We start from the raw sequence: 15,910 nt of genomic DNA on the forward strand, positions 1-15,910 counted from the left end.
GGCTGGGTCCTGTGCCTTGATAAAGATGCCACCGATACCGGTGACGCGCTCCATGGTCATATCCGCTACCCCGTCCTTGTTGAGCGATTCCGGCTCCCTGGCCATCAGCCCGGTCGCTTCAATGCCGCGTATCACCCGCTGTCGATATCGAATCCGTGGCAAACAGCTGCGCCACATCCACCGCATCAAAGCTGTAATGCTGGTTGCAGAAATCGCAATTCACTTCCACCTTGCCGGCTTCAGCCAGGATGGAATCCGCTTCTTCGCGGCCAACCATCTTGAGCATATTGCCCACCTTCTCGCGGGAGCAGCGGCAGCCGAAATGCGGATGCTCCTCCGCCATCACCCTGACGCTCTCCTGATGGAACAGCCGGTATAGTAGGTCGCTCGGCGGCAGGTTCACCAGCTCCGAAGGGGTAATGGTCTCAGCCAGGGTAGTCAGGTGCTCCCAACCGTGCGGATCGCCGTGGCCTGCGGGTAGTTTCTGCAGCATCAGGCCGGCGGCCTTGCCATCTTCACACGACAGCCACAAGCGGGTATCCAGTTGCTCCGAGCTTTGCATATAGTGCTCGATGATGGCAGCGACGCTGGTACCGGTCAGCCCCACGATGCCCTGGTAGGTCTGCCCTGCCTCACGGGGATCGAGCGTAATGACGAACTTGCCATCCCCCAGTAACTCGGCCAGCGGCAGGTCGGGCAGGTCGCCCCCCTCTTCATCCCAACGTGCTGTAGCGCGGATGGTGAGGTCCGATTCGCACTCGATGACGATCAGCTTGACCCTGCCCTTGCCATGCAGCTGCATGATCAAGGAGCCATCGAACTTCAGCATGGCCGTCATCAATACCGAAGCCGCCATCAGCTCGCCCACAATCTTCTGCAGCACGGGCGGGTAATCCCGACGGCTCAGCACCTCGCGCCAACTGTCATCCAGTTGCACGGCCTCGCCGCGCACTGGGGCAGCATCAAACAGAAAGCGTTGCAGGGTATCTTTGCTCATTGCGGTCTATCTCGTTCAATTTTCAATCGTGGTCATATCCACCACGTGCAAGGTTAGCGGCAGCGACGATCCCACATCGAACTCGCAACCGGTTTCCACACCAATGCGCGCGATATCGGCTGCAGACAGATCTGAGCGCTCGTACACAGCGCGCATGGCACCGATGGCAAAGTCGCGGCCCGAGCCTATGGCCCAGAATTGCCGGTATTCATAGACTTCACGCATCGAAAACACGCCGAAGATGCCGTGAGGATTGGCAATCAGCACCGTCATCTGGCTGGACTCATAAGGATCATCCTCTTCCTCCTCGGTCTTGAGAAAGAAGTCCTCCTTCAGCTTGGGATGCAGCTTGCGGAAACTATCGAAGATCAGCGGTCGGCTGGAAAAATCAAGCGTACGCGATTTGGCCAGCGCAGCTTGCAGCACCAGGTCATGGGCTGCCGAACCACATATGCCAAAAACGCTCCCGTGCGACTGGAACAGCTTTTCCGGCCGCGCATCGTGCAAATGTCCCAGGCGGGTATCGCCAAAGGTCGATTGGGTATCCGCCGCCATGGCAATCTGATTGCCCTTGCGGACCGCAACTAGGGTCGTCATGCCAAATGTTCATCCTGATAAGGGGCACAGCGCGCCAAAAGGCCCGCCAATGCATATTGCACAGTCTGCAACCGTACACTGGCACGGTCACCGCTAAAATGGCGCGTCTCTGCGTCGGTACCGGTGGAGGTCGCCCAGGCAAAACAGACCATGCCCACGGGCTTGTCGGCGCTTCCGCCGCTGGGGCCGGCGATACCAGATACGGCGACGGCAAGGTCGGCACCGGCAGCGGTCAGCGCGCCCTCAGCCATCTGGCGTGCCACCACCTCGCTGACTGCGCCATGTTGCACCAGCACAGCCGCTGGCACACCCACCAACTGCTGCTTAGCCGCATTGGAATACGTCACAAAGGCCATGTCGAACCAAGCCGACGAGCCGGGAATATCGGTAATGGCGCTGGCAATGCCCCCACCGGTACACGACTCCGCAGCCGTCACTCGCCAGCCACGTGCCAGCAATGCCAAACCCAGCGCTTCCGCCAGTGACGTTGTCGTCATGCTTACTTCCTGCCTTTGTGTTGTAGAGCCCGTCCTGAGCATAGGTCATGGATGGGTGGTAACGGGCTGGCAAGCACCACGGCAGCCCTGATGCTGGACGCCAGCGCCGCCTGAACCGCAGGCTCTTACATCTTCAGGAAATGCTCGCGGTAGTACTTGAGTTCGTCGATGGACTCGTACACGTCGGCCAGTGCCTCGTGCCTGCCTGTCTTCTTGAGCCCCTTGGCCACCTCGGGCTTCCAGCGCTTGCACAACTCCTTGAGGGTAGAGACATCCAGGTTGCGGTAATGGAACCAGGCCTCCAGCTCGGGCATCCAGCGCGCCATGAAGCGACGATCCTGGTGTATGGTGTTGCCGCACATGGGCGATGCGCCCTTCGGTACATGCTCACCCAAAAAGGCCAGCAACTGGGCTATCACGGCGGCTTCGTCCAATGTCGATGCCTTGACCTTGTCTATCAGACCCGATTTGCCGTGGGTGTTCTTGTTCCAGTCATCCATGGCTTCCAGCACGCTATCGGGCTGGTGCACCACCAGGACGGGGCCTTCGGCCACGGTGTTGAGTTCGTTGTCGGTAATCACCACCGCCACTTCGATGATGCGATCACGGTCGGGCTCCAGCCCGGTCATTTCCATGTCGAGCCAGATGAGCCGATTGGGGTCTTGTGCCATACTTCGCCGTTATCTTTCCGTCACTTGCTACACCCAGGGTGGGCAAGCGGCATTTGTCCTTGTAGATTTTCTTATTTTCGCACACACCGGCATGACCGCCCACGTATTCAGCCTCGTCTTTATTGCCTTCCTGGTTTTATCCACCCTCCTGCAGCTCTGGCTCAAGACCCGGCACCTGCGGCACGTACTGGCCCACCGCGCCGCCGTGCCTGCCGACTTTGCCAGCCAGATCGAGTTGGACGCCCATCAGAAAGCCGCCGACTACACTGCCGCCAAGATGCGCTTCGCCCGCATCAGCATAGCCTGGGAAGCCCTGCTGCTGGCCGCCTTTACCCTGGGCGGCGGCATAGGCTGGCTCGATGCCACGGCACGTGAGCTGGCGGGCACCGGCATCTGGGCCGGGTTGGCACTGATTGCCGGCCTGACCCTGGTGAATGGCGTGCTGTCCTTGCCGTTCTCGCTCTACGCCACCTTTGTGCTGGAAGCGCGCTTTGGCTTCAACAAAGTCACCCCTGCGGTATTCGTGACCGACATGGTCAAATCCACCTTGCTGGGCGCTGCGCTCGGACTGCCCTTGATCGCCCTGATTCTGTGGCTGATGGAAGCCTCCGGCAGCCTGTGGTGGCTGTACGCCTGGGCCGTCTGGGTGGCCTTCGGCCTGGCCGTGATGGCCATCTACCCCACCTTCATCGCGCCCTTGTTCAACAAGTTCACCCCGCTGGCCGATGCCACCCTCAAGCAGCGCATCGATGCGCTACTGAACAAGTGCGGCTTTGCCAGCAATGGCGTGTTCGTGATGGATGGCAGCAAGCGCTCCAGCCATGGCAATGCCTATTTCACCGGCTTTGGCAAAACCAAGCGCATCGTCTTCTTCGACACGCTGGTCGAACGCCTTACGCCGCTGGAAGTAGAAGCCGTACTGGCGCACGAACTGGGCCACTACAAGCGCAAGCACATCATCAAACGCATGGCTACCATGTACGGCCTGGGCCTGCTGACCATGGCGCTGCTGGGCTATATCAAGGACACCAGCTGGTTCTACGCCGGCCTGGGTGTGGCCGTACCTTCCACGGCAGCCGCCCTGATCCTGTTCTTCCTGGCCTTGCCGGTATTTACCTTCCCCTTTGGCTGGATAGCCAGCCGAGGCTCGCGCAAGCATGAATACGAGGCCGACGAATACGCCGCCGAGGTCAGCGATGGCAGCGCCCTGATCTCCGGCCTGGTCAAACTCTATCGCGACAACGCCGCCACCTTGACGCCCGACCCGCTGCACTCCCTGTTCTACGATTCGCACCCGCCGGCAGCCTTGCGTATTGCCGCATTGCGCGGACAGGGCCGGGATTGAGCGTGATACGTGCCTTGTTCCTTTGCAGCCAGAACCGCCTGCGCAGCCCGACAGCCGAGCAGGTATTCTGCAACTGGCCCAATGTAGAGACCGACTCCGCTGGCCTGGGCAACGACGCCACCGTGCCGCTGTCGCCCGAGCAGATAGCCTGGTCCAGCATCATCTTCGTGATGGAGCGCGCCCATCGCAACAAGCTCTCCAAGCACTTCAGGCAGCACCTGAACGGCAAGCAAGTCATCTGCCTGAATATCCCGGATGACTATGATTACATGCAACCCGAACTGATCAAGCTACTCGAAGTAAAAGTCGGCCCTTTTCTGCGCCTGCGCTGAAACGCCAACCATCGAGTCACAACTAAGGAACCCTTCCATGCCATTAGCTCAAGAGCCCTGCCCTGCTGTCGTCAACCCGCTCAGCGATGCTGAAACCCAAGCCCTGCTGGGCCAGGTAAACGATTGGGCCATCGAATCCGGTAAGCTGGTCAAGACCTTCCGCTTTGCCAACTATTACGAGACGCTGGCCTTCGTGAATGCCTCGGCCTACATCTCGCACAAGGTGGATCACCACCCGGAGCTGCACGTGACCTACAACACGGTGCGCATCGCCTACGACACGCACTCGGTAAACGGCCTCAGCCGCAACGACTTTGTGTGTGCTGCCCGTACGGATGCACTGTTGGGATGAGTACAGTCGCCCGCATCGTCCAGTCGCACGGCAAGGCCTTTATCGTTGACCTGGCAGGTCGCCGCTATGTGGCAACGGCGCGCCGCAAGAAGACCGACTATGCCGTGGGCGACCTGGTGGAGATCGTGGTACTGAACGAGGAGCAGGCCGTGATCGAGCGCGCCCAGCCTCGCACCAGCCTGCTGTATCGATCGGACGAATGGCGCGAGAAGCTGATTGCCGCCAACGTGACCCAGATTGCCATCGTGCTGGCAGCCGTGCCCAGTTTCTACGAGGAACTGCTGAGCCGCTGCCTGGTGGCCGCCGAGGACGCCGATATACGGGCCCTGATCGTGCTGAACAAGGCCGACCTGCCCGAGACAGCTGCCGCACGGGATGTGCTGGCGCCCTATGCGGCATTGGGCTATCCCATGCTGGAGCTGAGCGCCAAGACTGACATCACGCCACTATGGCCCTGGCTGGAAGGCCAGATCACTGTGTTTGTAGGCCAGAGCGGCATGGGCAAGACCACTCTGGTCAACGGCCTGCTGCCCGAGGCGAACGCCCGCACCAACGAGATATCGACGGCGCTGGACTCCGGCAAGCACACCACTACCCACGCCACGCTATACCGCCTGCCCAACGGCGGCGAATTGATCGATTCACCGGGCCTGCAGGAATTTGGCATGCGCCACCTGCGGGGCGATCGATTGATCAGCCTGTTTCCCGAAATGCGCCAATATGCCGGCCAGTGCCGCTTCCAGAACTGCCGGCATGACAGGGAACCCAGCTGCGCCTTGATCTCCGCCGCCGAGCGTGGCGATATCCTGCCGCAGCGGCTGCAACTGCTGCGTAAGCTGCGCAGCGAGTGCCCAAATTGATGGCCGGCAGCCCATCGCTAGCAGAAAACACCGCAAAAACAGTCTTTTAATTGCCAAACACTACCCAACCGGACTAGAATCGCAGTCCGCAGCATTTTTTATTTAACCCTTTCAGTTAGAAAGCAGGACTGATCTTCATGCCTAACGTACGCGTCAAGGAAAACGAGCCGTTCGAAGTAGCCATGCGCCGCTTCAAGCGCGCAGTGGAAAAAACCGGCCTCCTCACCGAACTCCGCGCTCGCGAGTTCTACGAAAAGCCGACCACTGAGCGCAAGCGTAAGCTCGCTGCCGCTGTGAAGCGCCATTACAAGCGCATTCGCAGCCAGATGCTGCCGAAGAAGTACTACTAAGCAGCGTTTTCCGCGTACCGTGACACGAGTGCCGTTGGCTCGTGAAACACGCGCTCAGGGCCGCCGGTTTACTGGCGGCTTTGTGTTTTTTGGGCGCAGCAGGCAAGCCCCGCTCTAGCGAGGCACGATGTATAAGGCCGATATGGCCACGGCCTTGGCAGCAGTTGCGATTTCAGCAACGCCATGTCGCCATGCGTCGGCGCCAGCCGTCGCCCCTGCCCTACCTTCTGCCCAACTTCCAGGATAAGAGCCCACCATGAGTCTGAAGCAACGCATTACCGACGACATGAAAACTGCCATGCGCGAGAAGGATACCGCTCGCCTCGGTACCATCCGCCTGCTGCTGGCCGCCATGAAGCAGAAGGAAGTGGATGAACGCATCGAGCTGAGCGACGACCAGATCGTTGCCATCATCGACAAGATGCAAAAGCAACGCCGCGATTCCATCAGCCAGTATGAGAATGCCAAGCGGCAGGATCTGGCCGATATCGAAAAAGCCGAGATGGTGGTACTGGAGGGCTATATGCCCCAGCAGGCCGACGAGACCGAAATCGCCGCCATTCTGGATGCCGCCATCGCCACCCACGGCGCCACCGTTGCCGCCATGGGCAAGATCATGGCCGAGGTCAAGCCCAAGCTGGCCGGCCGCGCCGACATGAGCAAGGTTTCTGCGCTGATCAAGGCCCGCCTGGCCTGATAGCTGCGCACTGCAGACCCATGGAATGACCAGAGGGATGCCCCGGCATCTCTCATGGCGCCAGATGGCAGCCCCAACCCTGCAAAGGGCGGGCGACATCCGCGCCCGGAAGTGCCCTACACTGCTTTACCGTCAGCCGTACAGTTGCTACCCCCCATGGCTTTGATACCGGAAGAATTCGTCCAGGATTTGCTTAACCGCCTCGATATCGTCGAGGTGGTCGAGCGCTATCTGCCGCTCAAGAAAGCCGGCCAGAACTACGCTGCCTGCTGCCCCTTCCACAAGGAAAAATCGCCCTCCTTCACCGTCAGCCCCACCAAGCAGTTCTATCACTGCTTTGGTTGCGGCGTACATGGCTCCGCCATCGGCTTTGTGATGGAGCACGAGGGCTTGAGTTTTCCGGATGCGGTCGAAAAACTGGCCGAATCGGTAGGCATGCAGCTACCCAAGAGCGAAGGCCGCAGCAACGATGCCCCCCGGCGCATCCAGCAAACCAGCCTGGTCGATCTGAACACCCGGGCCATGCATTACTACCGCGAGCAGCTGAAAGCCAGCCCTCGCGCCATCGACTACCTCAAGCGCCGGGGCCTCAGCGGCCAGATTGCCGCCCGCTTCGGGCTGGGCTACGCGCCCGACAACTGGCACCCCCTGGCCGAGTGCTTCAGCGATTACGCCACCAACGCCCAGCTGAATGAAGTGGGCCTGGTGATAGACCACGCCGATAGCGGACGCCGCTATGACCGCTTTCGCGACCGGGTAGTGTTTCCCATCATGGATGGCAAAAGCCAAGTCATCGGCTTCGGCGGCCGCATCATTGACCAGGGCGAGCCCAAGTATCTCAACTCCCCCGAGACCCCCTTGTTCCAGAAAGGCCTGGAACTATACGGCCTACCCCAGGCGCGTCAGGCCATACGGGCCAGCAATCGGGTACTGGTGGTTGAAGGCTATATGGACGTAGTGGCGCTGGCGCAGCTTGGTGTGGAGTACAGCGTCGCCACCCTGGGCACCGCCTGCACGCCAGAACACGTCAAGAAACTGATGCGCCTGGCCGACCAGGTGGTGTTCAGCTTCGACGGCGACAAAGCCGGCCGCCGCGCTGCCTGGCGCGCACTGGAAAACAGCCTGGCCCTGGCCAATGATGGCAAGACCCTGTCCTTTTTGTTTCTGCCGCAGGAGCACGACCCAGACAGCTATATCCGCGAGTTTGGCAAAGACGCCTTTGAAACCCTGATCGAGCGTGAGGCACTAGGCCTGGTGGCCTTTATGTGCCGCGAACTGGCCAGCCAGGTCGATCTGGACAGCGACGAAGGCAAGGCCAAGCTGATGCACTTGGCCAAGCCACTGGTCGAACAGATCAAGGCGCCCGCACTGGGCATCTTGCTGCGCAAGAAGCTGGCCGAAATGGCTGGGATGGACGGCGGCGAAGCAGCCCAACTGCTGGGCGGCGTGGCATACGGCCCCCAACAGGGCCAGGCTGCACGCCCAAACAAGCAGGAATGGGGTAACAAGAAGAAGCCCTGGAACAAGGACGGCGGGGGCTTCAGTGGCGAGCGTGGCAGCTGGAAAGGCCGCGATCAGGAAAACCGTGGCGCCCCACCACCCGACGGCCCGCGCGAAACCCGCGACCTGGCATTCGAGCTCTTGCAATTATTGGTGGTCGCCCCCAAGTATGCCTTGGAGCTACCGCAGCAGGCACTGCCCGCCAACCCACACAACCCCACCCAAAAGGCCATCGTGCGATTGGTGGACTATGTTTGCGAGCAGGCCCAGCCCCCCGCCAGCGGCCACCTGCTGGAAGCGCTGCGCGGCGATGACAGCCACGCCGTGTTGAACAAGGCCTTTGTCAAGAGCCGCGACAGCTATCGCGAAGGCGAGGATGCCGTGCTGGGCCAGGCTTGGAAGTTTGCCCTGGAGCGCTATCTGCTGATGATGGAAAAGCCCAGGGCAGCGCAGCGGCTGGCAGAACTGGCAAGGCTAGACTTTGGCAGCATGACCCAGGAAGAGCGCGATGAATATGGCCGCCTGACCATGCTAGGACGCAAGACATAAATCCGGCAAAACACCGGGCAGCACACTAAACTGAGTGGTAATCGCGATGGTGTCAGGCGCCATCGCCAGCAGCGCAGCGGTTTCGCCCCAGGCCTACAACCCGTGTTTCGGGCCTGCAGTGCGAAGTCGCTGTTTTCCTTAGCGGAATACCTGCCAAAAGCCGGTAGTCCGTGTTACAATTTGCGGTTTCCCCGTTCCAAATCGAGATAGCACAGATGGCGGCAGATCAAGAGCTCGACAAGTCCGAAGCCAAGCGCGACGCAGAACCGCGTCTCGACAATGAGGCCCGTAAGGCCCGCTTCAAGAACCTCATCGTGCTCGGCAAGGAGCGGGGTTACCTGACTTACGCCGAGATCAACGATCACCTGCCAGAAGACATGCTGGACGCCGAGCAGATCGAAGGCGTTATCAGCATGATCACCAATATGGGCATCCAGGTCTACGACGAGGCACCCGATGCCGAATCGTTGCTGATGTCCGACGCCGCGCCGGCCGCAGTGGCCGATGACGACGTAGCCGAAGAAGCCGAAGCCGCACTGTCGACAGTGGACTCCGACTTCGGCCGCACCACCGACCCCGTGCGTATGTACATGCGCGAAATGGGTACGGTAGAGCTGCTGACGCGCGAAGGCGAAATCGAAATCGCCAAGCGTATCGAAGACGGCCTCAAGCACATGATCCAGGCCATTACCGCCTGCCCCACCACCATCAGCCACATCATCGGCATGGTGGACAAGGCCCTGGCCGACGAGATTCGCATTGACGAAGTCGTGGACGACTTCATCGACCCCAACGCCATTGAAGAAGAAGCCGCACCGCCAGAGCTGAGCGATGCCGAGAGCGACGAAGACGTTGCCCTGGAAGACACCGGCGACGACGATGACGAAGAAGGCGAAGGCGCCGCCGCCGCCGCCGCCGCTGCCAACCTTGAAGAACTCAAGAACAAGGCTCGCGAGCACTTTGAAGTGATCCGCGACCTGTTCGACAAGATGATCAAGGCACTGGCCAAGCACGGCCCGCACAGCAAGCAGTACCTGGCCCTGCAAGAACAGGTTTCGGCCGAGTTCCTCAAGATCCGCTTCTCTGCCCGCCAGGTCGAAAACCTGTGCGACAGCCTGCGCAACATGGTGGACGAGATCCGTGGCTACGAGCGCGAGATCATGGACATCTGCGTGCAGAAGGTTCGCATGCCGCGCGAGCACTTCATCAAGACCTTCCCAGGCAATGAAGACAACCTGGATTGGGTCAAGAACGAGATCAACTCCGGCAAGGCCTACTCCGGCATCCTGGAGCGCTACCAGCACGCCGTGATGGAAAAGCAATCCAAGCTGGCCGAGCTGCAAGCCAACGCCATGCTGCCGATCAAGGACCTGAAGGAAATCAACCGTCAGATGTCCACCGGCGAAGCCAAGGCACGCCGCGCCAAGCGCGAAATGATCGAGGCCAACCTGCGCCTGGTGATCTCCATCGCCAAGAAGTACACCAACCGCGGCCTGCAGTTCCTCGATCTGATCCAGGAAGGCAACATCGGTCTGATGAAGGCCGTGGACAAGTTCGAATACCGCCGTGGCTACAAGTTCTCGACCTACGCCACCTGGTGGATCCGGCAGGCCATCACCCGCTCGATCGCCGACCAGGCCCGTACCATCCGTATCCCGGTACACATGATCGAGACCATCAACAAGATGAACCGCATTTCGCGGCAAATCCTGCAGGAAACCGGCCTTGAGCCCGATCCGGCGACCTTGGCCGAGCGCATGGACATGCCCGAGGACAAGATCCGCAAGATACTCAAGATCGCCAAGGAACCGATCTCGATGGAAACCCCCATCGGTGACGACGACGACAGCCATCTGGGCGACTTCATCGAGGACCAGAATAACCTGGCCCCGGTGGATGCTGCGGTCTACGCCAGCCTGCGCGACGCAACCCGCGACGTGCTGGACACGCTGACCCCGCGCGAAGCCAAGGTACTGCGCATGCGCTTCGGTATCGAGATGAACACCGACCACACGCTGGAAGAAGTCGGCAAGCAGTTCGACGTCACCCGCGAGCGTATCCGCCAGATCGAAGCCAAGGCCCTGCGCAAGCTGCGTCACCCGACGCGCTCGGAACGCCTGAAGAGCTTCCTCGATAGCCTGACCAGCGAAGGCTGATAAGTTTTTGGGCCTGTAGCTCAGTTGGTTAGAGCAGAGGACTCATAATCCTTTGGTCCACGGTTCAAGTCCGTGCGGGCCCACCAGTAGTCTCAAAGGCCTGTGTCGCAAGACACAGGCCTTTGTTACGTCCACCCAACCAAGCCACGACCCGCCAACGGCAGCCTACAAGCTCACCATAAACTCGCAAAAGCATATTCACAACCTGCCCCGGCATCGCTATACTAGTGGGCTGTATATGAGCTGACACAGCTCAAGTGCCGGTGTAGCTCAGTTGGTAGAGCAGCGCATTCGTAATGCGAAGGTCGTAGGTTCGACTCCTATCTCCGGCACCACAGAATCAAGGGCTTAGCCGCAAGGCTAGGCCCTTTTCTTATGCTGATATCGACCAAGTGTCGGTGCAGAATTTTCGGCAACGAAACTGGTGGCGCCGGGCTGCAATAGCTCCTCCCCCAGTTTTGTGAGCGAACGAAAAGGCCGCATATATGATTGGGCGGCCGTAGGTTTACCCCCTATCCGGCATCAGATTTCCCCTTCGCCGAAACAAAAACGCAAAAGCCACTCATCGAGTGGCTTCTGCGTTTCCGTCCTGCAGGCCAGACTACTCCAGCGGCTGCGGGCGGGTATCGCCTATGGGGGTAGTACCGCCTTGCAACAGGGCAACGTCGCGCACATTCTTCTGTACGGTGACTGCGGCAAACAGGCTCAGTATGTAAGCCATGGCGTAGAAGCCTTTTTCGGCTGGGGCCAGCGTGGCGTTCCAAAGGCCCACTGCCAGCAACAGCAGCGACAAGCCCACCGACACCCAGCACAGGCCAAAATAAAGCCCTGTCGCGGGGATGCCTTCCATGCGGTCGCGCACGGTTTTCTGCAGGGATACGGCCGAGAACAAGCCATACATCAGAATCACGAAGTAGTAACCCTTCTCGTTGAGCTGCATGGCGGCATTCCATAAGCCGGCCATATAGGTACCTGCTCCCACAAACAGGGCCACCCAAGCTGCGCCGACAAAGGCAGCAGTAGGACGTTGCAACTGAGGTTTCATGCGTTCTCCCTTATCCTTATTTGATTGTTCACCCTGTCAGCACCCTTGCTGCGCGTAAAGTGCCTGCATGCTGGCTTGCGCAGCAAAACGCAGCGCCAGCCTGATGGATTATTCAGTCGGCATAGTATAGCAAGCACCTGGCGACGCAATATCCGGCCACTCCCAATGGCGGAGTTTGCGCACGATTACCATCTTCGCCGCTGTCCATAGCGTGCTGCTTAATGGATGTGCTCCGCATCAGCTGGCGGCACAACCCAGCTGTGCATGCGCTCCTCATAGACGGAGACACTAGGCGCAGGGAAGCCCGGATCAGCGAATGCCCCTACGGGAATGGCGAGGTACTCATCCAGCCCACCCAGCTCGTAGTAGACCGTAGCACCGCAATGGGGGCAAAAGTGGAACCGGACCTGCGAGCCTTCATCCCCGATCCGCACATACTCGGTCGAGGTGCCTGCAAGCACTACCTGCTCACGACGGAATCTGGCCTGCTGGCCAAATACGCTGCCCGTCCTGCGCTGGCAGGCCAGGCAGTGGCAGATGGAGACGCGCACAGGTTCGCCGACGACCTGTGCCGTGAGCTGACCGCAACTGCATGATGCCAGGCGCTGGGACATAGGATCTAACCTTCCTCAAGGATAATGGCTGGATGATAGCGACAGCGGCAACCAGGGTCAGCACCCACCGGACACACCCAGTCCTGGCAGGCATCCGGCAGTCACGGCTCAGTGTATATTGGGTAGCGACCATACATCATGCCAGCAACCGCGTTGCGATTCCCTTCCAACCCTGAGATTGCCGCCACCATGACCACAACCACCATCAAGCGTAAGAAAATCGATCTCGGCCTGCAGGGCGGGGGAGCCCATGGTGCATTTACCTGGGGGGTATTGCACCGGCTGCTGCAGGAACAGGACCTCGACATCGTCGGCATCAGCGGCACCAGTGCTGGTGCCATGAATGCGGTTGTGCTGGCAGATGGCCTGGCCAAGGATGGCCGGGAAGGTGCGATAGCCGCACTGGCGCACTTTTGGCGCGGGGTCAGCAATCTGGGTTTGCTGTCTCCCTTCAAGCGTACTCCTTGGGATGTGCTGTTTGGGCGCTGGAGTCTGGATTCCTCGCCCTATTACGCCTTGTTCGACATGATGTCGCACTTGGTGTCGCCTTATGACATCAACCCGCTCAATATCAATCCGCTGCGCAACCTGCTGGAAGACGCCGTGGATTTCGAGCGCTTGCGCAGCAGCCGGCAGCTCAAGCTGTTTGTCACGGCTACCAATGTGCGTTCCGGAGCTGCGCGGGTGTTCGAGCGCAATGAGTTGACCGCCGATACGGTCATGGCCTCGGCCTGCCTGCCCTACCTGTTCCAGGCGGTGGAAATCGACGGCGAGGCCTATTGGGACGGCGGCTACACCGGCAACCCTTCGCTCTTCCCCCTGATACACGATACCCGTGCCGATGACCTGCTGATCGTCCAGGTCAACCCCCTTCAGCGTGACGAAGTGCCGGAAGACACCCGTGCCATCCTGAACCGCATCAACGAAATCACCTTCAATTCCAGCCTGATCAAGGAGCTGCGGGGCGTTGCCCTGTTGGGCAGACTGGCCCGCCGCAACGAGGTACTGGATGAGCGCTACCGCGAACTGAACGTGCACCTCATCCACGGCGAATCCTGTCTGGAGCGTATGTCGGCCTCCAGCAAGATGAATACCGAATGGGCCTTCTTCGAGCTGCTGCACGATATCGGCTTCGACGTCGCCAACAGTTGGCTGGCCGAGAACGGCGAGCACATAGGACAAAAGTCCACCCTGGACTTTGGCGACGCGCTGTTCCGCTGGACAGACTGAACCTGGCCGCCCAGGCCAAGCACAGCGGGATTGCATCACCCGTTCCGTTCGGCCAAGCGCACGCCAGAAACCCCCCTGGCTGAGCAAGCGCATGTGTCACCTCATGCACATGCGTCGCCTTGGCACTTCATCAATAGACCATTTTGTTATTTTAATTTGTTTTGTGTTAGCATTTTGGAATAAGCAACGCTTGCTACACAGACCCGTATGCATCCACATCAGCCAGCAGAACCCGCACTATCCACACCTAGCCTGCCCGTACTCGACTTCAGCCACTTTCATGCAGCAGAGCCTACCAGGCAGGCCTTCCTCGATCAGCTTCGCCGGGCGGCACATGAGATCGGCTTCTTCTATCTGACTGGCCATGGCATAGACCCGACGCTGCAGCAGCAGGTATTGGCAGTCAGCAGGCAGTTCTTCAACCTGCCTGCAGCGGCCAAGCACGGCGTCAGCATGGTCAACTCGCCCCACTTCCGGGGCTACACCCGGATAGGCAGTGAGCTGACGCTAGGCAAACAGGATTGGCGCGAGCAGTTCGATCTGATGGAGGAGGCCATTGCGCTCAGCAGCATTGCCAAAGACCAGCCCTGGCTCCAGCTGCAGGGCCCCAATCAATGGCCCGCAGCACTCCCCACCATGCGTGGCATTGTCCTCACCTGGCAAGAGAGCCTGCGCAAGCTGAGCCAGCAGCTACTGCAAGCCTTTGCGCTGGCGCTGGGCCAGCCAGCCACGGCCTTTGATGCCTCGGTGGCAGAAGGGGCTTTTCAGCATCTCAAGCTGATACGCTACCCCGGCCGTGAGCAGACTCGGGATGATCAAGGTGTGGGTGCCCACAAGGATGCCGGCTACCTGACCCTGGTACTGCAGGATGAGCAAGCGGGGCTGGAGGTATTGCTAGACGACCACTGGCACACCATTGCGCCCATGGCCGGTAGCTTTGTGGTGAACATAGGCGAGCTGCTGGAGCTGGCGTCATCAGGCTATCTGCGCGCCACCTTGCATCGCGTAGTCACGCCACCCGCCGGGGTGGAGCGCTATTCATGCGCGTACTTCATGGCGGCGCACCTGAACGCCACCGTGCCGGTCTTGCCGCTGTCCGGTCAGCTCGCCCTTGCCGCCCGAGGCCCCCAGCAGGAGCAGCACAACGCGCTGTACTACGAGGTAGGCCGCAATATCCTGAAAGGCCGCCTGCGCTCGCATCCGGATGTGGCTGCAGCACACTATGGCGCCCTGCTGGCCCAGGCAGCCGCCTGAGGTGCGGCCTGGTTCAGCCGGTAAACCGCCAAATGGCGCTGTCAGGCCGATCAAACTGCAGTACCGACCCAGAACCAAACCGGTATTCGGTTTCGCCCTGCTTTTCCCGCTGCAGGCTCAGCCTGATGGCAATCACCCCTCGCCTCTGCCCGGTGGCCAGTTGCACACTTAGCACCATGCCAGGCCCTTGATAGGCCATGCCCTGCTCCGCCGCCGTGGCGGCGTAGCCCAGCAGACAGAGCTGCTGCCCAAACAGTGCAGCCTGATCCGCAGGCAGGGCCAGCGTGATCTCGGTCACATCCTTCAAGTAGCGGCCTGGGTCGAAGCGCTGGGCATTGTATTCTCGCCGACTGATACCCGTAGGTGCATCAGCCGCTGGCAAGCCACTACGCGCCAGATAGTCCCGCTCCACTTCCATGATCCAGGCACAGAAGGGTTCCGGCTCCCTCTCTGCCGCAGCGATCAAGGACAGATTCCAGAACCAGGGCACCTTCACCCCTTCAAGCTCCCGTTGCAGCAGTTCTATCGGGTAGTCCAGGCCTGCCTTTGCCAATACCTGCTTTGCCAGTTCAATGTCGCCCTCCGTCTCGGTGGCCAGCGCAATGCCGGCATCCCCCACAGCCTCCTGGCCTTCGTCAGCAGGGCAAAACAGTTCGATATAGGTTTGCTCACCCGTCAGGTAGACACCTGTCCACTGCCTGCCGTCGTCCATCGCAGCGGTACTGACCGTCAGCGCGGCAAACTCCTGACGCATGAAGGGCGACGCCAAGATAGCGTCGCGGGTTGCCTGGTCCAGATAGAGATAAAGATGATTGAGCGTAACCAGGGGCTGCATGCAGGAATCCTCCGAGATAGATGCAAAAA

Annotated in this window: 17 protein-coding genes and 2 tRNA genes; 12 read left to right on the plus strand and 7 right to left on the minus strand. The window is 60.1% G+C overall.

Going from position 1 to position 15,910, the window contains the following annotated elements; translation table 11 throughout:
- Positions 1–118 precede the first annotated feature (118 nt).
- The 4 genes from hslO to orn form a co-directional block, all read right to left on the minus strand.
- Positions 119–997, minus strand: coding sequence for an Hsp33 family molecular chaperone HslO (hslO, locus tag QWZ03_RS04650; RefSeq protein WP_284197424.1), 879 nt, complete (start codon positions 995–997; stop codon positions 119–121).
- Between the two features lie 15 nt (positions 998–1,012).
- Complete coding sequence (locus QWZ03_RS04655; RefSeq protein ID WP_290331680.1) at positions 1,013–1,594, minus strand: MFS transporter; 582 nt, start codon at positions 1,592–1,594, stop codon at positions 1,013–1,015.
- Positions 1,591–2,091: a CinA family protein gene (locus QWZ03_RS04660; protein WP_284197426.1), complete on the minus strand. Its 501-nt coding sequence runs from the start codon at positions 2,089–2,091 to the stop codon at positions 1,591–1,593. The genes QWZ03_RS04655 and QWZ03_RS04660 overlap by 4 nt, the downstream gene beginning before the upstream one ends.
- A gap of 125 nt (positions 2,092–2,216) precedes the next feature.
- Positions 2,217–2,762: an oligoribonuclease gene (gene orn, locus QWZ03_RS04665; protein ID WP_290331681.1), complete on the minus strand. Its 546-nt coding sequence runs from the start codon at positions 2,760–2,762 to the stop codon at positions 2,217–2,219.
- 91 nt (positions 2,763–2,853) lie between these two features.
- Here orn and QWZ03_RS04670 point away from each other — a divergent pair, with 91 nt between their 5' ends.
- The 10 genes from QWZ03_RS04670 (at position 2,854) to QWZ03_RS04715 (ending at position 11,238) form a co-directional block, all read left to right on the plus strand.
- Positions 2,854–4,107, plus strand: coding sequence for a M48 family metallopeptidase (locus QWZ03_RS04670; RefSeq protein WP_290331682.1), 1,254 nt, complete (start codon positions 2,854–2,856; stop codon positions 4,105–4,107).
- Between the two features lie 2 nt (positions 4,108–4,109).
- Positions 4,110–4,439 (plus strand): low molecular weight protein tyrosine phosphatase family protein, encoded by a 330-nt coding sequence (locus QWZ03_RS04675; RefSeq protein WP_290332046.1) that lies wholly within the window; start codon positions 4,110–4,112, stop codon positions 4,437–4,439.
- Between the two features lie 37 nt (positions 4,440–4,476).
- Complete coding sequence (locus QWZ03_RS04680; RefSeq protein WP_290331683.1) at positions 4,477–4,791, plus strand: 4a-hydroxytetrahydrobiopterin dehydratase; 315 nt, start codon at positions 4,477–4,479, stop codon at positions 4,789–4,791.
- Complete coding sequence (rsgA, locus tag QWZ03_RS04685; protein WP_290331684.1) at positions 4,788–5,651, plus strand: ribosome small subunit-dependent GTPase A; 864 nt, start codon at positions 4,788–4,790, stop codon at positions 5,649–5,651. The genes QWZ03_RS04680 and rsgA overlap by 4 nt, the downstream gene beginning before the upstream one ends.
- A gap of 137 nt (positions 5,652–5,788) precedes the next feature.
- Positions 5,789–6,001, plus strand: a complete 213-nt coding sequence (rpsU, locus tag QWZ03_RS04690) for a 30S ribosomal protein S21 (RefSeq protein ID WP_072427461.1) — start codon at positions 5,789–5,791, stop codon at positions 5,999–6,001.
- 256 nt (positions 6,002–6,257) lie between these two features.
- A complete protein-coding gene (locus QWZ03_RS04695; RefSeq protein ID WP_284197431.1) occupies positions 6,258–6,698 on the plus strand; it encodes a GatB/YqeY domain-containing protein in 441 nt (146 codons plus the stop codon).
- A 156-nt stretch (positions 6,699–6,854) separates the two neighbouring features.
- Positions 6,855–8,747, plus strand: coding sequence for a DNA primase (gene dnaG, locus QWZ03_RS04700; RefSeq protein WP_308447515.1), 1,893 nt, complete (start codon positions 6,855–6,857; stop codon positions 8,745–8,747).
- Positions 8,748–8,962: 215 nt separating this feature from the next.
- Complete coding sequence (gene rpoD, locus QWZ03_RS04705; RefSeq protein ID WP_308447058.1) at positions 8,963–10,903, plus strand: RNA polymerase sigma factor RpoD; 1,941 nt, start codon at positions 8,963–8,965, stop codon at positions 10,901–10,903.
- A 9-nt stretch (positions 10,904–10,912) separates the two neighbouring features.
- Positions 10,913–10,989 (plus strand) — tRNA-Ile (locus QWZ03_RS04710).
- A gap of 173 nt (positions 10,990–11,162) precedes the next feature.
- Positions 11,163–11,238 (plus strand) — tRNA-Thr (locus tag QWZ03_RS04715).
- A gap of 266 nt (positions 11,239–11,504) precedes the next feature.
- On the opposite strand, the gene yiaA is transcribed toward QWZ03_RS04715, so the two are convergent.
- Positions 11,505–11,948, minus strand: a complete 444-nt coding sequence (yiaA, locus tag QWZ03_RS04720) for an inner membrane protein YiaA (RefSeq protein ID WP_284197432.1) — start codon at positions 11,946–11,948, stop codon at positions 11,505–11,507.
- 218 nt (positions 11,949–12,166) lie between these two features.
- Positions 12,167–12,562 (minus strand): GFA family protein, encoded by a 396-nt coding sequence (locus QWZ03_RS04725; protein ID WP_290331685.1) that lies wholly within the window; start codon positions 12,560–12,562, stop codon positions 12,167–12,169.
- Positions 12,563–12,751: 189 nt separating this feature from the next.
- Here QWZ03_RS04725 and QWZ03_RS04730 point away from each other — a divergent pair, with 189 nt between their 5' ends.
- Both QWZ03_RS04730 and QWZ03_RS04735 read left to right on the plus strand, forming a co-directional pair.
- On the plus strand, positions 12,752–13,792 hold the full coding sequence (locus QWZ03_RS04730) for a patatin-like phospholipase family protein (RefSeq protein ID WP_290331686.1): 1,041 nt from the start codon (positions 12,752–12,754) through the stop codon (positions 13,790–13,792).
- 207 nt (positions 13,793–13,999) lie between these two features.
- On the plus strand, positions 14,000–15,046 hold the full coding sequence (locus QWZ03_RS04735; RefSeq protein WP_290331687.1) for an isopenicillin N synthase family dioxygenase: 1,047 nt from the start codon (positions 14,000–14,002) through the stop codon (positions 15,044–15,046).
- Positions 15,047–15,059: 13 nt separating this feature from the next.
- Here QWZ03_RS04735 and QWZ03_RS04740 read toward each other — a convergent pair whose 3' ends face one another.
- Positions 15,060–15,881, minus strand: coding sequence for a DUF5829 family protein (locus QWZ03_RS04740; RefSeq protein ID WP_290331688.1), 822 nt, complete (start codon positions 15,879–15,881; stop codon positions 15,060–15,062).
- Positions 15,882–15,910: the final 29 nt, after the last annotated feature.

Source organism: Chitinimonas viridis, assembly GCF_030409555.1.
Taxonomy (GTDB): domain Bacteria; phylum Pseudomonadota; class Gammaproteobacteria; order Burkholderiales; family Chitinimonadaceae; genus Chitinimonas; species Chitinimonas viridis.

Bases quoted from the DNA above. Each gene is read 5' to 3' on its own strand.
- hslO (WP_284197424.1), bottom strand. From the start codon at position 997: ATGAGCAAAGATACCCTGCAACGCTTTCTGTTTGATGCTGCCCCAGTG.
- QWZ03_RS04655 (WP_290331680.1), bottom strand. From the start codon at position 1,594: ATGACGACCCTAGTTGCGGTCCGCAAGGGCAATCAGATTGCCATGGCG.
- QWZ03_RS04660 (WP_284197426.1), bottom strand. From the start codon at position 2,091: ATGACGACAACGTCACTGGCGGAAGCGCTGGGTTTGGCATTGCTGGCA.
- orn (WP_290331681.1), bottom strand. From the start codon at position 2,762: ATGGCACAAGACCCCAATCGGCTCATCTGGCTCGACATGGAAATGACC.
- QWZ03_RS04670 (WP_290331682.1), top strand. From the start codon at position 2,854: ATGACCGCCCACGTATTCAGCCTCGTCTTTATTGCCTTCCTGGTTTTA.
- QWZ03_RS04680 (WP_290331683.1), top strand. From the start codon at position 4,477: ATGCCATTAGCTCAAGAGCCCTGCCCTGCTGTCGTCAACCCGCTCAGC.
- rsgA (WP_290331684.1), top strand. From the start codon at position 4,788: ATGAGTACAGTCGCCCGCATCGTCCAGTCGCACGGCAAGGCCTTTATC.
- rpsU (WP_072427461.1), top strand. From the start codon at position 5,789: ATGCCTAACGTACGCGTCAAGGAAAACGAGCCGTTCGAAGTAGCCATG.
- QWZ03_RS04695 (WP_284197431.1), top strand. From the start codon at position 6,258: ATGAGTCTGAAGCAACGCATTACCGACGACATGAAAACTGCCATGCGC.
- dnaG (WP_308447515.1), top strand. From the start codon at position 6,855: ATGGCTTTGATACCGGAAGAATTCGTCCAGGATTTGCTTAACCGCCTC.
- rpoD (WP_308447058.1), top strand. From the start codon at position 8,963: ATGGCGGCAGATCAAGAGCTCGACAAGTCCGAAGCCAAGCGCGACGCA.
- yiaA (WP_284197432.1), bottom strand. From the start codon at position 11,948: ATGAAACCTCAGTTGCAACGTCCTACTGCTGCCTTTGTCGGCGCAGCT.
- QWZ03_RS04725 (WP_290331685.1), bottom strand. From the start codon at position 12,562: ATGTCCCAGCGCCTGGCATCATGCAGTTGCGGTCAGCTCACGGCACAG.
- QWZ03_RS04730 (WP_290331686.1), top strand. From the start codon at position 12,752: ATGACCACAACCACCATCAAGCGTAAGAAAATCGATCTCGGCCTGCAG.
- QWZ03_RS04735 (WP_290331687.1), top strand. From the start codon at position 14,000: ATGCATCCACATCAGCCAGCAGAACCCGCACTATCCACACCTAGCCTG.
- QWZ03_RS04740 (WP_290331688.1), bottom strand. From the start codon at position 15,881: ATGCAGCCCCTGGTTACGCTCAATCATCTTTATCTCTATCTGGACCAG.